This window comes from Pseudomonas fluorescens, assembly GCF_902497995.1.
GTDB classification, from domain to species: Bacteria; Pseudomonadota; Gammaproteobacteria; order Pseudomonadales; family Pseudomonadaceae; genus Aquipseudomonas; species Aquipseudomonas fluorescens_BK.
The window spans coordinates 54,218-75,256 of the sequence record NZ_CABVII010000021.1 but is presented as its reverse complement, the minus strand read 5'-3'; the positions used below and the strand labels follow the sequence as shown (position 1 = coordinate 75,256).

The window sequence follows — 21,039 nt, the reverse complement described above, 5'->3', positions numbered from 1 at the left end:
CCATCATCTCCATGCCTGAGGCCCGTAATGAACCGCGACAGCCGTCACCTGGAATCGATCCTTCACCACGACATTCCCCTGACGCGGGACATGGGCCTCAAAGTACTCGACTGGCACGACCAGCAACTGCGCCTGCACCTGCCGCTGGAAGCCAATGTCAACCATAAGAGCACCATGTTCGGCGGCAGCCTGTATTGCGGCGCAGTGCTGGCCGGTTGGGGCTGGCTGCATTTACGCCTGCGTGAAACCGGCATCGAAGACGGGCATATCGTGATTCAGGAAGGGCACATCAGCTATCCGCTGCCGGTGACCAGCGATGCCACCGCGATTTGCCAAGCGCCGAGCGCGGCGGTCTGGAAGAGGTTTGTGGCGATGTATGAACGCTATGGCCGGGCGCGGTTGACCCTGCATTCACGGATTGTGAATGCAGGGAGTGAGGAGGACGCGGTGACGTTTACCGGGCAGTACGTGCTGCACAGGTAAATCGGAACACCACAAAACCTGTGGGAGCGGCGGTGCGGCGATCCGACATTGGTTCATAAAACTGGCTGGCATTTGGGCAAGTTATCTCGTCCCAGTCAGGACCGAGCCAGCTCCAGCAGTTTTTCCCGCCATGCAGCCTTGGCCGGCAGCGCCAGGAAATACTCATTCAACAACGACTCCCGCGCCGGATAGCAGAACGGCTGACCGTGCAAATCCAGCACCTCGCCTCCTGCCCCTTCCAGCACCCCCTGCGCCGCCGCCGTGTCCCACTGCGAAGTCGGCGCCAGGCGCGGATAACAATCCGCAGCCCCTTCCGCCAACAAACAAAACTTCAGCGAACTGCCGATATTGGCCAATTGCAGTTCACCCAGGCTGTCGCTCAACCCGGCCAGCAAGCGCTCCTGCTCCGGACTCGAATGCCTACGACTGGCCACCACCGTGAACGCTTCGCCCATCGCTGGAACGTCACGCACCTGAATCGGCGACGGCTCGCTACCCTTGTCGCCACGCCAGGCGCCCAGCCCCGCGCCACCGACATAGAAGCGGCCGTTGGTCGGCATCGACACCACGCCAAACACCACCCGTCCCTGCTCGATCAACGCGATGTTGACGGTAAATTCTTCGCTGCCGGCGATGAACTCCTTGGTCCCGTCCAGCGGGTCCACCAGCCACCAGCGCTGCCAGCCGGCGCGTACGCTCTGTGGGATGTTGGCATCCTCTTCAGACAATACCGGGATAGTCGGATCCAGCGCGGTCAGCCCGGCCAGAATCACATGGTGGGCGGCCAGGTCTGCGGCAGTGACCGGAGAGTCGTCAGCCTTGGCGGTCACGGCAGTGCCTGTGCGCCAGAACGGCAGGATCGACTCACCAGCCTTCAATGCCAGCTCGACCACCGGCGCCATCAGCGAATGAGGGAAATTCATGGCACAAATACCCCGCGCTGAGTCAGCAGATCACGGGCCAGATACAGCGACGCCAAGGCACGACCCTCGGTGAATCGCGGATTCTGCGCCAATGCCGACAGTTCACGCAGGTTGATCTTGTCCACGCCCATTGGCTCAGGCTCGTCGCCTTCAAGACGTTCTTCATACAGGTCGGTGGCCAGCACCACCTGAATCTTCTGGCTCATGTAACCGGGTGACAACGACAACTCGGTCAAATGCTCGAGTTGCCGCGCGCCATACCCGGCCTCTTCCTTGAGCTCACGCTCGGCCGCCGCCAGCACGTCCTCGCCCGGCTCGATCAAACCCTTGGGCAGGGACAACTCATATTCATCGGTGCCGCCGCAATACTCTTCCACCAGCACCGCGTGGTCTGCATCCAGCATCGCTACGATCATCACTGCGCCATACCCGGCGCCCTTGCCGACCAGTCGCTCATAAGTGCGCTCTACACCGTTGGAAAAGCGCAACTGCACCGCTTCGACGCAGAATAAACGGCTGGTGGCAACAATCTCGCGGGCGAGGATGGTGGGTTTCTGGCGCATGAGCGGCTCCTGGGTGATAGCGGGTTACTATACCCGGCCTATCCTGATTGTTGACCCTGGATATCTTTTTTACCGCTGGAGAAGTTTTTTATGTCACTGCTGCCCTGGCACAACATCGACACCGTTCTGCTGGACATGGACGGTACGCTGCTGGACCTGCACTTCGACAACCATTTCTGGATGGAGCACCTGCCACAGCGTTACGCCGAGTTGCACGGGGTAAGCCGGGCCATGGCCGAGATGGAATTGCAGCCACTGTTCGAACGCCATGCCGGCCAGTTGCAGTGGTACTGCCTGGACTTCTGGAGCGCCGAACTGCAGCTGTCGGTGCGCGAACTCAAACTGGAAACCGCTCACCTGATCGCCCTGCGCCCGGATGCGGACACGTTCCTGGCGGCGATCAAACAGGCTGGCAAACGTGTGGTGTTGATCACCAATGCCCACCGCGATTCATTGTCACTGAAGCTGGAAAGAATCGAACTGGCGCCGTACTTCGAGCGTTTGATCAGTTCTCACGATTACGGTTTCGCCAAGGAAAACCCGCAGTTCTGGGATGCCTTGCAGGCGGACATCGGTTTCGATCCGGCGCGCAGCCTGTTTATCGACGACACCTTGCCGATCCTGCGCAGCGCGCGGGATTTTGGTGTGGCGCATTTGTTGGCGGTGAGCGAGCCGGACAGTCGCAAGGGGCCGAAGGACACGGCGGAGTTTGCGGCGGTTGGGGATTATCGGGAGCTCATTGCAGGGCTTTAGACCGAGTTGTCTGCATCGCGGGCAAGCCCGCTCCCACAGGATCTATGTCGTTTGCATCCTTCGTGAACGACACAATTCCCTGTGGGAGCGGGCTTGCTCGCGAAAGCGGTGTGTCAGGCGACATCAATATTGACTGGGCCGTCGTCTTCGCGAGCAAGCCCGCTCCCACATGGCATTGGGACTTGCCCGCGAAGGCCATCACACGGACTTGAGCCCTAGTCAGGAATCCGCAACGACTGCCCCGGATAGATCTTGTTCGGATCCTTGAGCATCGGCTTGTTGGCCTCGAAGATCTTTTGATATTTGTTCGGATCGCCATACACACGCTTGGAAATGGCACTGAGCGTGTCGCCTTTCTCGACCGTGACAAACTTCGCCGGTGCGGCCACAGGTCCAGTCACCGTGATCTGGTCATCCACACCGCTGATACCGGCCACATTACCCAGTGCCAGAAGGATTTTTTCCTTCTCTTCCTGACTGGCGGCCTCACCGGTGGCAATGATTTTCTCGCCCTCGACTTTCACTTGAATCTTGGAAGTGTCGATTCCCGTCAGTGCGTCCTTCACATGCTGGGTCAGTTTCTCGCTGTTGGCCTCGGCCTTGTCCGGCGTCAGCGCATCGAGGATTTTTTCACCGGCTTCTTTCAAAAAGCTGAAAAGGCTCATCGTGTTCTCTCCTTGGGATTGGGTGTCCAGAGGCAAAAGATTAGACCACACCGGCAGACCGCGATTGCCACCCGACCAATGACGCCGCTTGCTAGAATCTGGAGCTTGACCGCGCCCTGGAGCGAAGATGGACATCAAGCAGCTGAAATTCCTCATCGCCCTCGACGAAACCCGACATTTCGGCCAGGCCGCCGCGCGCTGTCACATCACCCAGCCGACCCTGTCCATGCGCCTGCGCAGCCTCGAAGAAGAGCTCGAGTTGCCATTGGTCAACCGTGGCCAGCGCTTCGAAGGTTTCACCGCACCGGGCGAGCGGGTGCTGGCCTGGGCACGCACCGTACTGGCAGCCTGCGACGGCTTGCAGGCCGAAGCGGCAGCCTGTCGCGGCAACCTGGTCGGCACCCTGCGGCTGGGCGTCGTGCCACTGTCGAGCTACGATCCAGTGCCCCTGATGCAACGGCTGCACGCCGATCACCCCAACCTGCGCTTCGAACTGTCGGCCCTGAGTTCCGAACAGATCCTCGAACAACTGGCGAACAACCGCCTGGACATTGGCGTCTCGTACCTGGAACGCCTGGACGGTGAGCGCTTCGATTCCCTGGCGTTCAGCGAAACCCGCATGGGCCTGCTCTACGATCAACGCTTCTACAATTTCGGCGAGTCCGCGCTGAGCTGGGAATCGTTGATCGAATTACCCTTGGGCATGCTCACCAGCGGCATGCATTTTCGTCAGTCCATCGACCACAACTTCCACAGCCGCGGCCTCACCCCGCAGCCTTTGTTGCAGACCGATGCCGTGCATCAACTGCTCCAGGCCGTGCACGGAGGCCTGTGCTGTGCGGTGATGCCGCTGGATGGCGGCCTGGAAAAACTCACTGATCATCTGCGCCTGCAGCCCATCGAACACGCACAGACCCTCGGCAAACTGGGACTGATCATGCGTCGCAGCGCACCGCGTTCGGCATTGGCAGAAGCCTGTTTCGCGATCTATCAGAAATCGCCGAAAGACTCTTGATCGACGCCATCTATCGGCGGATCAGTAATAGCGATTAGACGCGACAACTTGACGCGCATAGGCTTAAAGCTATTCAAACCGTCGGTGATGCCATGAACGCCAAGCGCCCTGTCTGCGCGGCGCCTGCCCTCGAAACGCCCGCGCCCGCTGCCAGCCAGACCTATAGCTACAGCAACCTTCGCCATACCGAAACCCAAAGTGCCGAATCGGACAGCACCGCGCTGGCCGAGGAAGTCGCGCTGGCGATTGCCTATAACGGCATCAGCCAGGCCGTGATGCTGGTGACGCCGACGGATCTCGAGGATTTCATCGTCGGCTTCAGCCTCGGCAGCGGCATCATCGAAGACGCCACCGACATCTACGACTTGCAACTCAGCGGTTCGGGTTCGGCGCAGTACGCGCAAGTGACTATCGCCAATCGAGCCTTCTGGAACCTCAAGCAGCAGCGTCGGCAACTGGCCGGCACCAGCGGTTGCGGGCTTTGCGGTGTAGAAGCGCTCGAGCAGGCATTACCAGACCTCAAAGTGTTGTCCGGCGCACCCTTGCCGCCCGCCGAATGGCTCGATGGCCTGCGCCAACGCATCAGCGCGTTCCAGCCGCTCGGCCAGTACAGCGGCGCGGTGCACGCGGCGGTGTTCATGGACGCCAGGGGCGAATTGCTGCTGGGCCGTGAAGACATCGGCCGGCACAACGCCCTCGACAAGCTGATCGGCGGGTTGATCCGGCAAAAGATCCCCACTACTGGCGGCCTGGCGATTGTCACCAGCCGTTGCAGCCTTGAATTGATCCAGAAAGTATTGCGCGCCGGCATCCAGACCCTGGTCAGCCTGTCGTCGCCCACGGGCCTTGCCGTGCAATGGGCCCGCCGCCATAACCTCAATCTCATCCACCTGCCGCAAAAAAGTGCGCCCCGGGTCTACAGCCCGGCATTGGAGAATCAAGCGTGAGTCAACATCGTCAAGCCGACCAGAAACCCGTCCCCCGCTATAAGCCCTACAAAGGCCCGGCCGGTGGCTGGGGCGCACTGATCAGCGTGGCCCAGGCCTGGTTGACCAGCGACAACGCACTGAAAAACCTGCGCATCATGCTCAAGACCAACCAGAACGGCGGTTTCGACTGCCCCGGTTGCGCGTGGGGCGATTCTCCGGAAAAGGGCCTGGTGATGTTCTGCGAGAACGGCGCCAAGGCGGTGAACTGGGAAGCGACCAAACGGCGTGTCGATGGCGCGTTCTTCGCGAAGCACAGCGTCACTTCGTTGCTGGAACAGAGCGACTATTGGCTGGAATATCAGGGCCGTCTGACCGAGCCGATGCGCTACGACGCCGAGACCGATCGCTACAAGCCGATCAGCTGGGAAGCGGCATTCGCGCTGATCGGTAAACACTTGCAAGGGCTGTCGAGCCCGGATCAGGCCGAGTTCTACACCTCGGGCCGAGCCAGCAACGAAGCGGCGTACTTGTATCAGCTGTTCGTGCGCGCCTACGGCACCAACAATTTCCCCGACTGCTCGAACATGTGCCACGAGGCCAGCGGTGTGGCGTTGGCGCAAAGTGTCGGCGTCGGCAAAGGCACCGTGACCTTCAACGACTTCGAACACGCCGATGCGATTTTTGTCTGGGGCCAGAACCCGGGCACCAACCATCCGCGGATGCTCGAACCGTTGCGCGAAGCAGTGAAACGCGGCGCTCAAGTGGTCTGCGTCAACCCATTGAAAGAGCGGGGACTGGAGCGCTTCCAGCACCCGCAGCACCCGATTGAAATGCTCACCAATGGCGACAAGCCGACCAACACCGCCTACTTCCGTCCGGCGCTGGGCGGCGACATGGCAATCCTGCGCGGCATGGCGAAATTCCTGCTGCAATGGGAGCGCGATGCACAGAAGGCAGGCGAGCCTGCGGTGTTTGACCACGATTTTCTCAATGAACACAGCGTCAACGTGCTGGAATACCTCGGCGTCATTGACGATACCTCCTGGGCGCAAATCGTCGAGCAGTCCGGCCTGACGCTGGTGGAGATCGAGCAAGCCGCTCGCATGTACGCCAAGGGCAAGAACGTGATCATGTGCTGGGCCATGGGCATCACCCAGCATCGCCATTCGGTGGCGACCATCCAGGAAATTGCCAACCTGATGCTGCTGCGCGGCAACATCGGCCGGCCGGGCGCCGGCCTGTGCCCCGTGCGTGGCCACAGTAACGTGCAGGGCGACCGGACCATGGGCATCAACGAATGCCCGCCGGTGGCCTTCCTCGACTCGCTGGAGCGTCGCTTCCAGTTCAAGGTGCCACGGGACAATGGCCACAACGTGGTCGAGGCGATCCACGCCATGGCCGATGGCCGGGCTAAAGTGTTCATCGGCCTGGGCGGTAACTTCGCCCAAGCCACACCGGACAGCACCCGCACCTTCCAGGCCCTGGCCAATTGCGACCTGACCGTACAGATCAGCACCAAGCTCAATCGCAGCCATCTGGCCCATGGCAAGGACGCGCTGATCCTGCCGTGCCTGGGCCGCACCGACATCGACATCCAGACCGAAGGCGCGCAAGCGGTGACCGTTGAAGACTCGTTCAGCATGGTCCACGCCTCAAACGGTCAGTTGCAGCCGCTGTCGAACCAGATGCGTTCGGAGCCGGCGATCATCGCGGGTATCGCTGCCGCGACCCTGGGCAGCAAACCGGTGGACTGGAACTGGCTGGTGGCCGATTACGGCCGTATCCGCGACCTGATCGCCGACACGATTCCCGGCTTTCGCGACTTCAACGAGAAGATCCGCAATCCAGGCGGTTTCTACCTGGGCAACAGCGCCGCCGCCCGTCGCTGGACTACGCCATCCGGGCGGGCGAATTTCCGCCCGAATATCCTGCCCGAGGATCTGGTGCACGAACGCACTCGTGCCACCGGGGTGTTGCCGGATCTGATCATGCAGTCAATGCGTTCCCACGATCAGTACAACACCACTATTTATGGCCTCAATGACCGTTATCGCGGGGTGAAAGGTCAACGGGACGTCTTGTTTGTAAACGAGGCCGACATCATTCGCCTGGGGTTCAAACCAGGGCAGAAGGCTGACATTGTTTCGATCTGGGATGATGGCCGCGAGCGCCGGGTGAAAGGCTTCACACTGCTGGCGTTTGATATCCCTGCCGGGCAAGCGGCGGCTTACTATCCGGAAGTGAATCCGCTGGTACCGCTGGAAAGCATCGGGGATGGCAGCCATACGCCGACGTCGAAGTTTGTGGCGATCCGGTTGGAAGCGGCGAGTGAGACTGGGCTGATCATGGCCAGGTCGGCTTAACGCGGCGCCTGAGCCGGCCTATTCGCGAGCAAGCCCGCTCCCACATTCGATAGCGTTCTTTCTGGAAGAACTCGGTCAACTGTGGGAGCGGGCTTGCTCGCGAAGGCGATGGAACATTCAACGAATCTTCCGGATCAATTACTTTCCAATCGCCCACAAAAAAGGCCGTTTTTTCCCAAAAACGGCCATTCCGAAGTAACTAAAGACCGGCGAAAAACAGTTAAGTTCCGCCTAAAAAACAGTAACTTATAGAAATGTGTTGAAGTCGTGTTACTCGTCGGATTTCGATTGTAACAACCATGACACAGCCTCAGGATCGCGCCGTCATCCCCTTGAGGTTTCTCTATGAAGTTCTCCTCGATTCTCTTGTTGTCCCTTGGCCTGATCAGTGGCTTCGCTTCTGCCGGCGGCACCACCGAAGCAGGTGTGGGCGGCGCATTGGGCGGGGTTTTGGGCTCGGTCGTCGGTCAGTCGTTAGGCGGCAGTACAGGTTCCACCATTGGCGCGGCCCTGGGCGGCGCGGGTGGTAGCGCAGTCGGCGCAGACAAACGCAGCCGTGGCGAAGCCGCCATCGGTGGTGCGTTGGGCGCAGCAGGCGGTAACGTGGTCGGCCGCAGCATGGGCGGCACCACCGGCAGCCTGATCGGCTCCGCAGCAGGTGGCGGCGCCGGTGGCGCGCTGGGTAACTACATGGGCAACAAGAGCGATGACGACGATGATGATCGTCGCTCCCATCGTGGCGGCGATGACCGTCGCTACTACCGGGACGGTCACCCGGGTCGTGGCCATGCCTATGGGCATCGCAAACACCACAAGAAATACCGTCATCACTGAGGCCTGAACAGCTCCACTGCCAGGTAGATCAAAAAATCGCAGCCCAATGGCTGCGATTTTTTTTGCGCGTCAAACCACCAACCGCTCCAGCGACCCGCGCAACGCGGCAGGAATCGCCACCGGCAGATTCGATGTCCGATCCACGAACACATGAACAAAACACCCCGCCGCGCAGGCTTCCGCCTCCCCGACCTTGAACACCGCCAGTTCATACTGAACCGAGCTACTGCCCAACTTGCCGACGCGCAAACCGATCTCGATCCAGTCAGGGAAGGCGATGGAGGCAAAGTAGTCACAGGCCGAACTCACCACAAAGCCCACGACTTCGCCGTCATGGATATCCAGGCCGCCAACTTCGATCAGATAGGTATTCACCGCCGTGTCGAAGAAACTGTAGTAGGTGACGTTATTGATGTGGCCATAGGCATCGTTGTCATGCCAGCGGGTGGTGATGGGTTGAAAGTGGAGATAGTCGGTGCGTTGAGGCATCGGGGTAGACATCAGTGTCGGTTCCTGGCGTTGGATTGCGAGTTTAAGGTGAAAACCGCGTCGTATTCATCGCGAGCAAGCTCGCTCCCACATTAAATCTCCTGTGTACCCACATCTTGTGTCTGGCAAAGTTCAAGTGTGGGAGCGAGCTTGCTCGCGAAGAGGCCCTCACAGGCGCCATATAAATCACATGTCAGCAAACCCTTTCCTCTGCGCCGCCAACTCACCGATCAACCGCGCCGGCCTCCAGTGATCGCCCTGCCGGGTCTCCAGAAAGGTGCGCTTCAGCCCATTCCCGCACTTCGGCATAGGGATAGTCCTCCAGCGCCGCAAACCCCGAAATGGACCTGGCCTTGAGCTTGGTAAACAGCGGAACGCTGATCCCGCACAAAAACCGCGTCACACGCTCGGCCGATGGCACGCTGCCGGTGTACTGCTCATGCCTGTGGATAAAATTGGCGCACAACGCCTCGAAGTTTTTATCCACAAGCGCCGGTAGCTCTGGTGGTGCCGGCAGTCGAGCCACCTGCCCGTGACACACCGAACAATGCCCGCATTGGCGCGGCGCATTTTCGTCACCGAAGTACGCCGCCAGGCGATACCCCAGGCAATGGTCGGTGGCGAACAGCTCGAGCATGGCGTGAATCCGCGCGATTTCCGTGCGTTCATGCTGGGTGAAACAAGCGTGCAGCTCAGCGCTCAGGGCCTCGCTGTCGAAATCCGTTTGCAGCAGGCTGTAGACATCGGTCATCTGCTTGCTTTCAAGCTCAATCCAACCCTTCTCCTGGAAATAATCCAGCGCCCTGACCACTCGATTGCGCTCGGCTTGATGCTGCTGGTACAGCGCATCGAAATTCACCGTAGCCCAGGTCCGCGCACGGGTGGAGGTCTGGATGATCGCCGCGACGAAATCCCTGCGCTCCCCCTCGAAACGAGCCAGCAAGAACTCGGGTTCCTGCACATACTTGAAGCGGTATTCGGCGTAATAGGCATAACGCGGCGCGATGATCCCGCGCAGCTCCAACTGCACCAGCAAGGTCTTGAGCGGTAACTGGCGAATGTTGCTCTGATCCGCCAACGGCCCCAGCAAAAACTCCCATTGCCCTTCGGGCGCGGCGGCTTGCAACTCGTCCAGCACGCACCGGATGCCCTCCAGTTCCGGCGTGTCGCCGTAGACGAAATTTTCCAGCACGTTGAGGCTGTCGCGGTTGGCCAACACCAGGCAGTCGGACGGCTCTCCATCACGCCCGGCGCGGCCGATTTCCTGGCTGTAGTTTTCGATGGATTTAGGCAGGTCGAAATGCACCACGTTGCGGATGTCACTCTTGTCGATGCCCATGCCGAAGGCGATGGTGGCGACGATGCAATTGGACTGTCCGCCCATGAATCGCTTCTGTATCGCTTCCCGTTGCTCATGTGGCAGGCCGGCGTGGTAGGCCTCGGCCTGAATGCCGTTGCGGCCCAAGTGTTCGGCGATGTGCTCGGCCGTTTTCTGCAGGGTGACGTAGACAATGCTCGGCTGGCCGGGACGTTGGCTCATCCACTCGACAAGACGCCGGCGTTTGTCCTGCCCGCGCACCGGCTCCACCAATAGATTGAGGTTGGACCGATAGAAGCCGGTGGCCACCACATCGTCCGGGGCGATGGCGAATTTCGCCTCCATGTCGGCGATCACCTTGGGTGTCGCAGTAGCGGTCAGCAGCAGCGCCTGAGGGATGTTGAACTGGCGCTGGTAGTCGGGAAGCTTGAGGTAGTCGGGGCGGAAGTTGTGGCCCCACTCGGAAATACAGTGGGCCTCGTCCACCACCAGCAGCGAGATCGGCACCTGCTGCAGGAAATTGCGGAAACGTTCGTTTTTCAGGCGCTCCACGGAAATCATCAAAATCTTCAGCTCGCCGGACTTCGCCCTGGCCATCACATCGCTGGCATCCTCGCGGCTCTGGGCCGAATCGATACTGCCCGCCGCAATGCCGTGGCGTTGCAGGAACGCCAATTGATCCTGCATCAGCGCCAGCAACGGCGAGACCACCAACGTCAGGTGCGGCAGCATCAAGGCGGGCAATTGGTAGCAAAGCGACTTGCCGGAGCCAGTCGGAAAAATCGCCGCCGCCGAGCGCCCGGCCAACACCGCGCTGACCGCCGCTTCCTGGCCGGGCCGAAACTGTGGATAACCGAAAACCTGTTCCAGGGTGTTGTGCATAAGCTGTCACTCCATTGACTGCTGCGATGCCAAAAGCCTAGCCGGCAATCGCAGCGAGTCGAGAAAAGGTCTGGGGCAAAAACGATACGGGATGATACAGCGTCCATTGGGTCAACCTTCGCCGCAGGTCGAAACAATCGAGGCACTTTGCCGCCATCCCGTGCGCCCGATTCCACCGGTAAGGTTCACCTTCGAATAAACCACTTTGCGCGAAATTTAATCACGGCAGGACATCCGATGCGCGCGGATATCCATCAAGGAACGACCATGCTTCAACTATCCGGCTTTTCACTTGCCCCTGCGCTGGCGCTGCCATTGCTCTTAAGTGGCTGTCTCACAAACCCTGTGCAACCCGCCATCGATCCGACCCGGTTCGAAACACCGGAGTATCGAGCCCAGAAGGGCCTGGCAGTCATTCACGCTTCAACCCTTTATGCCCGTGGCGGCACCGGCCAGGGCGTGGCCGTAGCCTTGGTCGACTCAGGCCTGAACAGTAGCCTGCCAGCATTTCAGGGAAGAATCCGAGACCCGGGCTTCGATTATGTCGAGAACAAGGTCGGCACCCTCGACCGGATCGGTCACGGCACCCAGATGGCCGGCATTCTCGCGGCCAACAAGGATGACCATGGCATGCACGGCGTTGCGTTCAACGCACAACTGATCCCCTTTCGTTTTGGCGACGACAACGAGCCATTTTTCTTTGACAGTGAGATTGCACAATCCTGGCAAACCGGTTTCGACAAGGGCGCGCGCATTCTCAACAACTCGTGGGCCAATGCCATCCCGGCGACCGAGATCAACGAGGCACGCTACAACCAGGTCATGCCAGAGTCGTTGGTGACCGCGCGAAAACTGGTCCGGGACGGCGCGGTATTCGTGTTCCCGACCGGTAACGAACTGAAACGAGAACCCCTGGCCGAACCCGGCTTGCCACTCGCCCTGCCCGAACTGGAAAAGGGCTGGATCGCTGTGGTGGCATTGAAAAGCGACGGCAGCGGCATCAACGCCAAGTCCAACTACTGCGGCGTGGCGGCAGCCTGGTGCATCGCCGTACCGGGTGGCGATTCCGGCGCAGGGCAAGGCCTGCTGACCACCAGCAAGGACGGGCAATACGTACAGACCGCAGGCACCTCACCGGCTGCCGCGCTGGTCAGTGGTGCTCTGGCGGCATTGCACAGCCGCTATCCCGAGCTTACCGCGCAGCAAGTGCGCGAACGCCTGCTGGCAACGGCGAACCGGACTGGCATCTATGCCAACAGTGAAGCGTACGGTAGAGGATTGATGGACCTTGAAGCGGCCTCACGCCAGCCCCCAGCCAACAATCACGACCAGACACTTTAGAAAAGTCGTACACAGTCCGGCGCGCGCCATACCGAGGGGTGTCGCGCTCTGCCTGACAAACCCGTGGGATTTTTCACCTCCAGGGAATCTGCTGTAAAAAACCGCGCAAACCTGTAGGCCGAATCCCAAAGGGCCGGTAAACCCCCTACAAAACCTGTCCATCGCGGCCGTCTTGTCCCCTGGTGCCTCCCCCTTCTATAGTTTCCGGCGAGGCTGAAACAGTGTGTCGGCCTGCCGGCGAGACTGCCCGACTTCCCCACAGGACTGACCTCGATGAACAACCCCGATCCGCTCACAGACCGCTACCGCCCCCTCAGGACAAGCTACAGCGACACCCCCGTGCTGGTCATCGACACCGAAGCCGACCCTCACGAAATCCTCGACGCCGCCCACCAACGCATCCGCGCCGCCAGCGACCTGCTCGAAACACTGTATTGCCTGTGCTTCAAACAGGCCGACGCGAGTGATATTCCCAACATCGTCAGCGCGCTGTACCTGCTGACCCAGGACGGACACGACCTGCTCGAGGTGGCCCGACAGCGACTACCGAAAACCACCAACCCGCTGTAGGAGCGAGGCTTGCCCGCGAAGAACGATAACGCGGTGCGGCTGATGAAAAAAACGCCCGATTTGAAGGGATAGCTCCGTCAGCAACGGCCTATTAAATCTTCATCCCCTTCCTACAACCACAGACGCCTTGTCGCCTATCGCTACCTGGATATAAACATTTACTGTCTCGTCATCGCTGCAAAATCAGCGATCAGGTTTGGTCACCTGAGAACAACGCACACATGTGTGCCATCATTCGCGCCGCGGACATCTATGTCCTCGCAGTGCATTGCTATGGCGGCTGTGTGCGGGACGCCTTCGGGCGAGCCGGGTTGTTGTTCTCGGTTGACCAAACCTGCGCACAGTCCGCCTCCCATCGTTTGGTCACGGTGCTGGCGGTTACTTAACAACAAACCGAGTCATTCATATGCAAACTCTAAATCCGTTTCCAAATCGCTACCGCCCACTCCAAACCAACCTCACCGATTCCCCGCCCCTGATCATCGACACAGAAGCCAACCCCCAAGACATCCTCGAAGCGGCCCTCCAGCGCATCCGAGCCTCCAGCGAACTGCTCCAAACCCTGCACTGCCAAGGCTTCGAGCAAGGCGACCTCAAAGACATCCCCCACATCACCCACGCGCTCTACCTTCTGACCCAGGACGGCTGCGACCTGCTAAAAGTCGCCCAACAACGCATGCTGAACTGGAAAGCCCCGGCCTGACGCGGCCTGGAGATCGTTCCCACGCTCTGCGTGAGAATGCCTCTACGGACGCTCCGCGTTCAGCTCTTGGGACGCAGTGCGTCCCGGGCTGCATTCCCACTCAGACCTTGGAACGATCAAAGTTGCAACGGTGGGATACAAAAGCTCTGGAAGAGATCTAGCCGACCACTTAAGTGGTAATATTCTGGCTGTTTTTTGCGATTTAAGTTGGAATAATGGCAGTTCTACTAACCGCCTCCCACCTATATCTGGAGTGGCCGTACTAGCAGAGAGGGCCTTGCTACACGTTGGGGCGGCCCAGCAAATCACCATATAAGTGCTATTATTCTGGCAGTTAAGGCCTAAAAACGAAGGAATAATGGCACATGGCTAAAAAAACAGCACCCCTGTTGCCGGCCGCATCCAGGTTGCTCGCCGAGTTTGGAGAACGACTCAAACTCGCTCGGCTACGTCGCAAGCTGACAGCCAAGCAAGTGGCTGAGAGAGCAGGCATGTCTCTGACAACGCTACGCTCGTTGGAGTCCGGCGGTTCAGGCGTGACGATGGGGGCCTATACGTCCGTGATGCAGGTTCTGGGCCTGGAGAAAGACTTGAGCAAGCTCGCCGCAACGGATGAGTTGGGACGCCAACTGCAAGACGCGCAATTAACCCCACGAGCGAGCGCCGCAACCAGTAAACACCGACGAGTGCGCAACGTGGCTCCAACGAAAGCATCGTCACCCATTCAAGACCGGACGACGCAAGCACCGGAAAGCCCCATCTCCGATTCGGATCTTGAGGTTGATTTCCCACTGAACACCCACTCTTTCTCCAATTTGTTTACCAAGAAAAAATCTAAACCTGAGACGGATTAAAAATGACACTGATCGCGGTGTATGCCGATTGGGAAACCCTGCAAAGACCAAGGCGTCTTGGGTTTCTTCATGCCGGAAAGGCTCGCTCCACTAACGTGTTCGAGTTTGAGTACGACACTGCTGCTTTGGCCGATCCCGAGTTGAATTTCACGACGCTGGATCCCCGCATCAAACTCTTCGAAGGGCGACAGTTCCCAGAACAGCACCAGACCCGCTTCGGCGTTTTTGCCGACTCAAGCCCGGATCGCTGGGGTCAATTGCTGATGAAACGCCGACTGGAACGGGACATCCGCGACGGCTTGGCCCCGAAGGGTACCAAGCTCTATGAGTCGGATTTCCTGTTAGGCGTTCATGACCGCTATCGAGTCGGCGCTATTCGCTACAAGCTCAATGACGAAGGCAATTTTCTGGATGATCGAGACGGATTGGCAGCACCTCCCTTTGTCGAATTACGCGCGCTGGAGCAGGCAAGTCGAGCGTTGGAAAACGATCCAGACAACACGTCACTCGATGGGCGCGAGTGGCTGAGAATGTTGATCGCACCCGGTGGTTCATTGGGCGGTGCCAGGCCCAAGGCCAGTGTTGCTGACAAGAATGGTCATCTGTGGATCGCCAAGTTTCCGAGCACTCGGGACGACTATGACGTCGGCGGATGGGAATTCGTGGTGAGTGTTCTGGCGAATCAATGCGGTCTGCGGGTGGCGAAGGGTATTGCACAACGCTATGCGAGCGACCATCACTGCTTCATGGTCAAACGCTTCGACCGTACCGAAACGGGTGGGCGACTACATTTCGCCTCAGCCATGACCATGACTGACCGCGTGGACGGTGACGATGCATCGGTGGGCGCCAGCTATCTAGAGCTGGCAGAAGTACTCATGGAGCATGGCTCAGAACCCGACAAAGATCTCCGCGAGTTGTGGTCACGTATCGTGTTCAACATCCTGGTCTCCAATACCGACGACCACATGCGCAACCATGGTTTTCTCCTTGACCCCGGCCGGGGGTGGCGCCTGTCTGATGCCTACGACATGAACCCGGTTGCACACGCCGATGGGTTGAAGCTCAACATTACAGATGCCGACAATGCTTTGGATCTCGAACTCGCTCGCGAAGTGGCAGGGTACTTTCGGGTTAGCCGTGTTGATGCGGGAGAAATAATTGAGAACTTCCAAGAGGTGGTGAGCCAGTGGTCAAAAGTCGCTGGCGCAGCAGGGTTGTCGAAACGCGAGCAAGACAATATGGCTCACGCGTTTCGCCTGTCTGCCGAGTGACCCCCGTACTGCTCGTCTTTCGCACACAAAAAAGCCGCCTCGAAGGGCAATGCCAGTCAGTTAAGCGAAATCCCTGTGGGAGTGGGCTTGCTCGCGAAGACTGCGGCACAGTCAACATTGATGTCGCCTGATCCACCGCTTTCGCGAGCAAGCCCGCTCCCACAGGTTCTGCAGCTTAACTGACTGACATTAGCCTCGAAGGGCGGCTTTTTCATTCGCTAAATCCGCCCCTTACAACTTCGGCCCAGCAGCCTTGATCGCGTCGCTCACATCGAACTTCTTGAAGTTCTCAACAAACAACCCAGCCAGTGCTTTAGCGGCTTCATCATAAGCAGCCTTGTCAGCCCAGGTATTACGTGGGTTCAACAGCTCAGTATCAACGCCCGGTACGGCCAGTGGCACGTCGAGGTTGATGGTGTCGAGGTGTTCGGTTTCAGCACCGATCAACGCGCCGCTCTGGATCGCTGCGATCACGCCGCGAGTGGTCGGGATGTTGAAGCGTTTGCCCACGCCGTAGCTGCCGCCGGTCCAGCCGGTGTTGACCAGGTAGACCTTGGAGCCGAAGCCGCGGATGCGCTTGATCAGCAGCTCTGCGTATTCGCCGGCCGGACGCGGGAAGAACGGTGCGCCGAAGCAGGTGGAGAAGGTCGACTTGATGCCGCTGCCGGAACCCATTTCGGTCGAGCCCACCAGTGCGGTGTAGCCGGACAGGAAGTGGTAGGCCGCTTGTTCTTCGCTGAGGATCGACACTGGCGGCAGGACGCCGGTCAGGTCGCAGGTCAGGAAGATCACAGCGTTTGGCTCGCCACCGAGGTTTTTCTCGGAACGCTTGGCAACATGCTCCAGCGGGTAGGCGGCGCGGCTGTTCTGGGTCAGGCTGACATCAGCGTAATCGGCGTGTTTGGCTTCATCGATAACGACGTTTTCCAGGACTGCGCCGTGCTTGATGGCTTTCCAGATGACCGGCTCGTTCTTCTCGGACAGGTCGATGCACTTGGCGTAGCAGCCGCCTTCGATGTTGAAGACAACGCCTTCACCCCAGCCGTGCTCGTCGTCACCGATCAGGTAACGGCTTTCATCGGCGGACAGGGTGGTCTTGCCGGTGCCGGACAGACCGAAGAACAGGGTCACGTCGCCCTCTTCACCGATGTTGGCGGCGCAGTGCATCGGCAGCACGTCGGCGGCCGGCAGCAGGAAGTTCTGCACCGAGAACATGGCTTTCTTCATCTCACCGGCGTAACGCATGCCGGCGATCAGCACTTTCTTCTGTGCGAAGTTGAGGATCACGCAACCGTCGGAGTTGGTGCCGTCACGTTCTGGCACGCATTCGAAGTTGGCAACGTTGAGCACCTGCCACTCTGCACGGTCAGCCGGGTTGTACTGGGCCGGATTGATGAACAGGCAACGACCGAACAGGTTCTGCCAGGCAGTCTGGGTGGTCATCTTCACGGCCAGGTAGTGGTCTTGCGACGCACCTACATGCACATGGGAAACGAAATGCTCTTGCGCGTTGTTGAACGCCTCGACGCGAGCCCACAGGGCATCGAACTTGTCGGCCGGGAACTTGCGGTTGATCGGGCCCCAGGCGATAGCGTCCTGGGTGGTCGGTTCTTCAACGATGAAGCGATCGACTGGCGAGCGGCCGGTACGGTGACCGGTGCGAACAACCAGCGCGCCGGTATCGGCAAGCTCGCCTTCACCGCGATTGAGGGCTTCTTTAACCAGATCATCAACACTCAGATCGGTGTACACGGCGTTATTGGCTTGCGTCATGAGGTTCCCCGTCGGCCATTGGCCGAGTGCTCCAAACGTTTTGTAGTAGAAAGTCGTGCACTACTACCGCGAAAAAAGTGGCCCGGATTATGCCAGAAACGCCCAAAAATAGTAGGGCCCTCCCGTCGTAACGGCGTTAATCCGGCACTAACCAGTGAATTTACCTGCGCTGAATCGTTTTAGTGACGGGTATCTGACGGTGTCTCGACACCCGCACCGGCGAACAATTGAACGATATCGGCGGCGTCGAACAGGTAGCGCTCGTTGCAGAACTGGCAATCAATCTCGATGTTGCCACCGTGTTCGATGACCAGTGCCTGCGCATCTTCAAGTCCCAAACTGACCAACGCATTGGCCGAACGTTCGCGCGAGCAGCTGCAACGGAAGCGCAGTTTCTGCACATCGAACAGACGAACCTGCTCTTCGTGGTAGAGGCGATGGAGTACGGTTTCGTTGTCCAGGCCGAGCAATTCATCGGCGGTCAGGGTGCTGGCCAGCGCGGTGATGTGCTGCCAGCTAGCGGCGCGTTCTTCTTCATCTTTCAGACGGTCGGCGGGCAATTGCTGCAGCAACAGGCCGCGGGCGCGACGACCATCGGCGTACAGCCAGAAACGCGTATTCACCTGCTGCGACATGACGAAGTAGTTGGTGAAACAATCCGACAGGGTTTCACCGTCGAGATCGACGATACCTTGGTAACGCTGGCCCTGGACCGGATCAACGGTCAGCGCCAATACGCCGTTGGGCATCAGGTCGGCGAGGGTCGCGTCAGGTGCGATCTGGTCTGCCTCGTAACGGGCCAAGCCACGGATTTCGCGCTCGCTGGAGCATTCGATCATCAGTAGCGGCACCGGGCCATCGGAACGGGCCTGAAGAATCAGCAAACCGTCGAACTTCAAAGTGCCGACCAGCAACGACGCTGCCGCCATCAGTTCGCCGAGCAGTTGTGCGACCGGCTCCGGATAGGGATGTTTGGCAAGGACTTCGGCATAGCTTCGCTCCAACGTAACCAGCTCGCCGCGGGTGTCGCTGTCATCGAAGATGAAGCGTTGGGTGTAGTCGGTATCCGTCAGGTCGGTCATAGGTCTGGGTATCTGAAGTAATGGCAATAGGGTTACAAGCGTTTAACATTGCGTCTGTTGCACTCGAGTGGTGCGCAACGTTCAGCCAAGAGCGGCATTTTATGAACAATCCGTGGTTTGTTCCAGGCAAGGTGCAACCTGCGCCGGTCGGGCTTCGTGCAATTTCGCCCGAACGACACACAATCAAACAGCATTACTCGTCGTTGCTGCTGCCGCGAAACTTGAACAAATCCCGTCGCTGTTTCTTGCTGGGCTTGCCATCGGTGCTCATGCCCAGCGAACCGGCCTTGCGCATGGCGGCCGCCGCTTCGCGTTTGGCGATGCTGGCTTCGGTCTCGGTGTATAGCGCATGAGCCTCGGGCGCGCCACGGCGCACGATGGATAATGCCTGGACCACCACCGTGCGTTCCTCGAAGCCTTGGCGAATCTGAAACTCGTCACCGATCCTCGGTTCCTTGCCCGGCTTGCAGCGCTCGCCCCGGCAATGCACCTTGCCGCTTTCAATCGCCGCCTTGGCCAAGGCACGTGTTTTATAAAAACGCGCAGCCCACAACCACTTATCGAGACGGACCTTGTCGTCCTCTTCGCTTTTTTGTGCCATGGAATTTCCTCATCCAGAAATATTGGTGAACTGTACTACCGTTTCTGTCGTGCCAAGAAATCCACCGTCTCGGACTACAATATGCACATTCCAGAGCCTCCCCGAAGGACTGGAAATCCGGGCCGTAGATATCTGTCGCCTTTTAACCATTATTCTGCGTGAATACCGCGAATCCGGCCGTTTTCGGCCCGAGCGGTTTATGCCGGTTGAGTACCTTTGAAGACATTTGACCATTTGACCGTTGTCGGTCTGCGCGAGTGGGTGGCGCTCCCGGATTTGGGAGTCGCAGGCCTGCGGGCAAAAATCGACACCGGCGCCAGCACCTCCAGCCTGCATGCCACCGACATCGAGCCATTCGAGCGCGAGGGCGAACAGTGGGTGCGCTTTACTGCGCACCTGGGCACGGTGGTGCAACTGCGTCACCGGCGCTGCGAAGCACCGCTGGTGACGCGCAAAACCATTAAAAGCTCCAACGGCCACGCGCAGATGCGTTACGTAGTCAGCACTACCCTGGCCCTCGGTGATCGGGTCTGGCGGGTCGAGTTCACGCTCGCCTGCCGCAAATCCATGCGGTATCGCCTGTTACTCGGCTCCAAAGCCCTGATCGATGGCCAGCTGGTGGTCAATCCGGGCATTAAATACGTTCAAGACAAGCCGGTGTTCCCGGTATCTACCTCCTCCACAGGTGTTGCATGAAGATCGCTGTGCTGTCGCGGAACCCGCGTCTGTATTCCACTCGTCGTCTGGTTGAAGCCGGGACCGAGCGTGGCCATGAAATGGTGGTGATCGACACCCTGCGCGCCTACATGAACATTGCCAGCCACAAGCCGCAGATCCATTACCGCGGCAGGCCGCTGGAAGGTTTCGACGCGGTGATTCCGCGGATCGGTGCGTCGGTGACGTTTTATGGCTGCGCGGTATTGCGCCAGTTCGAAATGATGGGCGTATTTCCGCTCAACGAATCGGTGGCCATCGCCCGCTCGCGGGACAAACTGCGTTCGCTGCAATTGCTGTCGCGCCGCGGGATCGGCTTGCCAGTCACCGGTTTTGCCCATTCCCCGGACGACATTCCCGATTTGATCGCGATGGTCAACGGCGCGCCGCTGGTGATCAAGGTGCTGGAAGGCACCCAGGGCATCGGCGTGGTGCTGTGCGAAACCGCGACCGCAGCGGAGTCGGTGATCGAGGCGTTCATGGGCCTCAAGCAGAACATCATGGTTCAGGAATACATCAAGGAAGCCGGCGGTGCGGACATTCGCTGCTTCGTGGTCGGTGACAAGGTGATTGCGGCGATGAAACGCCAGGCCAAGCCCGGGGAGTTTCGCTCCAACCTGCACCGGGGCGGCAGCGCCAGCCTGATCAAGATCACGCCGGAAGAGCGCATGACCGCGTTGCGTGCGGCGAAGGTGATGGGGTTGTCGGTGGCCGGTGTGGACATCCTGCGCTCCAATCATGGGCCGCTGGTGATGGAAGTGAACTCTTCGCCGGGGCTGGAGGGGATTGAAACCACCACCAGCAAGAACGTGGCGGGGATCATCATTGAGCATCTGGAGAAGAATGGTGGGCCGAATATGACTCGGACCAAAGGTAAGGGTTAAGACCCGGGTTTTATAGCGGCTGTAAG

The 21,039-nt window shown here is 59.3% G+C and carries 21 protein-coding genes; 13 read left to right on the top strand and 8 right to left on the bottom strand.

Annotated elements, in window-relative coordinates:
• Positions 1–27 precede the first annotated feature (27 nt).
• Entirely contained in the window at positions 28–483 is a 456-nt protein-coding gene (locus tag F8N80_RS22805) for a thioesterase domain-containing protein (protein WP_150748721.1), read from the top strand.
• Positions 484–578: 95 nt separating this feature from the next.
• On the opposite strand, the gene cysQ is transcribed toward F8N80_RS22805, so the two are convergent.
• Together cysQ and nudE are read right to left on the bottom strand one after the other, a co-directional pair.
• Positions 579–1,406, bottom strand: coding sequence for a 3'(2'),5'-bisphosphate nucleotidase CysQ (cysQ, locus tag F8N80_RS22800; RefSeq protein WP_150748722.1), 828 nt, complete (start codon positions 1,404–1,406; stop codon positions 579–581).
• Complete coding sequence (gene nudE / locus F8N80_RS22795) at positions 1,403–1,969, bottom strand: ADP compounds hydrolase NudE (RefSeq protein WP_150748723.1); 567 nt, start codon at positions 1,967–1,969, stop codon at positions 1,403–1,405. The genes cysQ and nudE overlap by 4 nt, the downstream gene beginning before the upstream one ends.
• Positions 1,970–2,059: 90 nt before the next feature.
• Between nudE and yrfG the strand changes: the two genes are divergently transcribed.
• Positions 2,060–2,722 carry a GMP/IMP nucleotidase gene (gene yrfG, locus F8N80_RS22790; RefSeq protein WP_150784747.1) on the top strand — a complete coding sequence of 221 codons (663 nt, stop codon included), beginning with the start codon at positions 2,060–2,062 and terminating at the stop codon, positions 2,720–2,722.
• Positions 2,723–2,937: 215 nt separating this feature from the next.
• Here the strand turns inward: yrfG and lysM are convergent, their stop codons facing one another.
• The gene (gene lysM / locus F8N80_RS22785) at positions 2,938–3,387 is read right to left on the bottom strand and encodes a peptidoglycan-binding protein LysM (RefSeq protein WP_150748725.1); all 450 of its coding nucleotides are present in this window, start codon (positions 3,385–3,387) and stop codon (positions 2,938–2,940) included.
• 127 nt (positions 3,388–3,514) lie between these two features.
• Between lysM and F8N80_RS22780 the strand changes: the two genes are divergently transcribed.
• The 4 genes from F8N80_RS22780 (at position 3,515) to F8N80_RS22765 (ending at position 8,528) form a co-directional block, all read left to right on the top strand.
• Positions 3,515–4,402: a LysR family transcriptional regulator gene (locus tag F8N80_RS22780; protein WP_150784746.1), complete on the top strand. Its 888-nt coding sequence runs from the start codon at positions 3,515–3,517 to the stop codon at positions 4,400–4,402.
• Between the two features lie 92 nt (positions 4,403–4,494).
• On the top strand, positions 4,495–5,349 hold the full coding sequence (gene fdhD, locus F8N80_RS22775; RefSeq protein WP_150784745.1) for a formate dehydrogenase accessory sulfurtransferase FdhD: 855 nt from the start codon (positions 4,495–4,497) through the stop codon (positions 5,347–5,349).
• Positions 5,346–7,694 carry an FdhF/YdeP family oxidoreductase gene (locus tag F8N80_RS22770; RefSeq protein WP_150784744.1) on the top strand — a complete coding sequence of 783 codons (2,349 nt, stop codon included), beginning with the start codon at positions 5,346–5,348 and terminating at the stop codon, positions 7,692–7,694. The genes fdhD and F8N80_RS22770 overlap by 4 nt, the downstream gene beginning before the upstream one ends.
• Before the next feature lie 345 nt (positions 7,695–8,039).
• Positions 8,040–8,528, top strand: a complete 489-nt coding sequence (locus tag F8N80_RS22765; protein WP_150748729.1) for a glycine zipper domain-containing protein — start codon at positions 8,040–8,042, stop codon at positions 8,526–8,528.
• 69 nt (positions 8,529–8,597) lie between these two features.
• On the opposite strand, the gene F8N80_RS22760 is transcribed toward F8N80_RS22765, so the two are convergent.
• Together F8N80_RS22760 and F8N80_RS22755 are read right to left on the bottom strand one after the other, a co-directional pair.
• Complete coding sequence (locus tag F8N80_RS22760) at positions 8,598–9,029, bottom strand: acyl-CoA thioesterase (RefSeq protein ID WP_150784743.1); 432 nt, start codon at positions 9,027–9,029, stop codon at positions 8,598–8,600.
• A 211-nt stretch (positions 9,030–9,240) separates the two neighbouring features.
• A complete protein-coding gene (locus F8N80_RS22755) occupies positions 9,241–11,217 on the bottom strand; it encodes a RecQ family ATP-dependent DNA helicase (RefSeq protein ID WP_150784742.1) in 1,977 nt (658 codons plus the stop codon).
• A gap of 267 nt (positions 11,218–11,484) precedes the next feature.
• Here F8N80_RS22755 and F8N80_RS22750 point away from each other — a divergent pair, with 267 nt between their 5' ends.
• From F8N80_RS22750 to F8N80_RS22730, 5 genes are all read left to right on the top strand, one after another.
• Positions 11,485–12,558 carry a S8 family peptidase gene (locus F8N80_RS22750; protein WP_150784741.1) on the top strand — a complete coding sequence of 358 codons (1,074 nt, stop codon included), beginning with the start codon at positions 11,485–11,487 and terminating at the stop codon, positions 12,556–12,558.
• A gap of 273 nt (positions 12,559–12,831) precedes the next feature.
• Entirely contained in the window at positions 12,832–13,128 is a 297-nt protein-coding gene (locus F8N80_RS22745; RefSeq protein ID WP_150748732.1) for a hypothetical protein, read from the top strand.
• A gap of 406 nt (positions 13,129–13,534) precedes the next feature.
• Positions 13,535–13,831, top strand: a complete 297-nt coding sequence (locus F8N80_RS22740) for a hypothetical protein (protein WP_150747234.1) — start codon at positions 13,535–13,537, stop codon at positions 13,829–13,831.
• A 365-nt stretch (positions 13,832–14,196) separates the two neighbouring features.
• Complete coding sequence (locus F8N80_RS22735; protein ID WP_150784740.1) at positions 14,197–14,685, top strand: helix-turn-helix domain-containing protein; 489 nt, start codon at positions 14,197–14,199, stop codon at positions 14,683–14,685.
• A gap of 2 nt (positions 14,686–14,687) precedes the next feature.
• Complete coding sequence (locus F8N80_RS22730) at positions 14,688–15,959, top strand: type II toxin-antitoxin system HipA family toxin (RefSeq protein WP_150784739.1); 1,272 nt, start codon at positions 14,688–14,690, stop codon at positions 15,957–15,959.
• A gap of 231 nt (positions 15,960–16,190) precedes the next feature.
• Here F8N80_RS22730 and F8N80_RS22725 read toward each other — a convergent pair whose 3' ends face one another.
• From F8N80_RS22725 to F8N80_RS22710, 3 genes are all read right to left on the bottom strand, one after another.
• Positions 16,191–17,732 carry a phosphoenolpyruvate carboxykinase gene (locus tag F8N80_RS22725; protein WP_150747231.1) on the bottom strand — a complete coding sequence of 514 codons (1,542 nt, stop codon included), beginning with the start codon at positions 17,730–17,732 and terminating at the stop codon, positions 16,191–16,193.
• A gap of 179 nt (positions 17,733–17,911) precedes the next feature.
• On the bottom strand, positions 17,912–18,814 hold the full coding sequence (hslO, locus tag F8N80_RS22715) for an Hsp33 family molecular chaperone HslO (RefSeq protein WP_150747229.1): 903 nt from the start codon (positions 18,812–18,814) through the stop codon (positions 17,912–17,914).
• A gap of 193 nt (positions 18,815–19,007) precedes the next feature.
• Positions 19,008–19,415: an RNA-binding S4 domain-containing protein gene (locus F8N80_RS22710; RefSeq protein ID WP_150747228.1), complete on the bottom strand. Its 408-nt coding sequence runs from the start codon at positions 19,413–19,415 to the stop codon at positions 19,008–19,010.
• Between the two features lie 216 nt (positions 19,416–19,631).
• Here F8N80_RS22710 and rimB point away from each other — a divergent pair, with 216 nt between their 5' ends.
• Together rimB and rimK are read left to right on the top strand one after the other, a co-directional pair.
• Positions 19,632–20,111 (top strand): retropepsin-like aspartic endopeptidase RimB, encoded by a 480-nt coding sequence (gene rimB, locus F8N80_RS22700; protein ID WP_064675392.1) that lies wholly within the window; start codon positions 19,632–19,634, stop codon positions 20,109–20,111.
• The gene (gene rimK / locus F8N80_RS22695) at positions 20,108–21,013 is read left to right on the top strand and encodes a 30S ribosomal protein S6--L-glutamate ligase (protein WP_150747226.1); all 906 of its coding nucleotides are present in this window, start codon (positions 20,108–20,110) and stop codon (positions 21,011–21,013) included. The genes rimB and rimK overlap by 4 nt, the downstream gene beginning before the upstream one ends.
• Positions 21,014–21,039 lie beyond the last annotated feature (26 nt).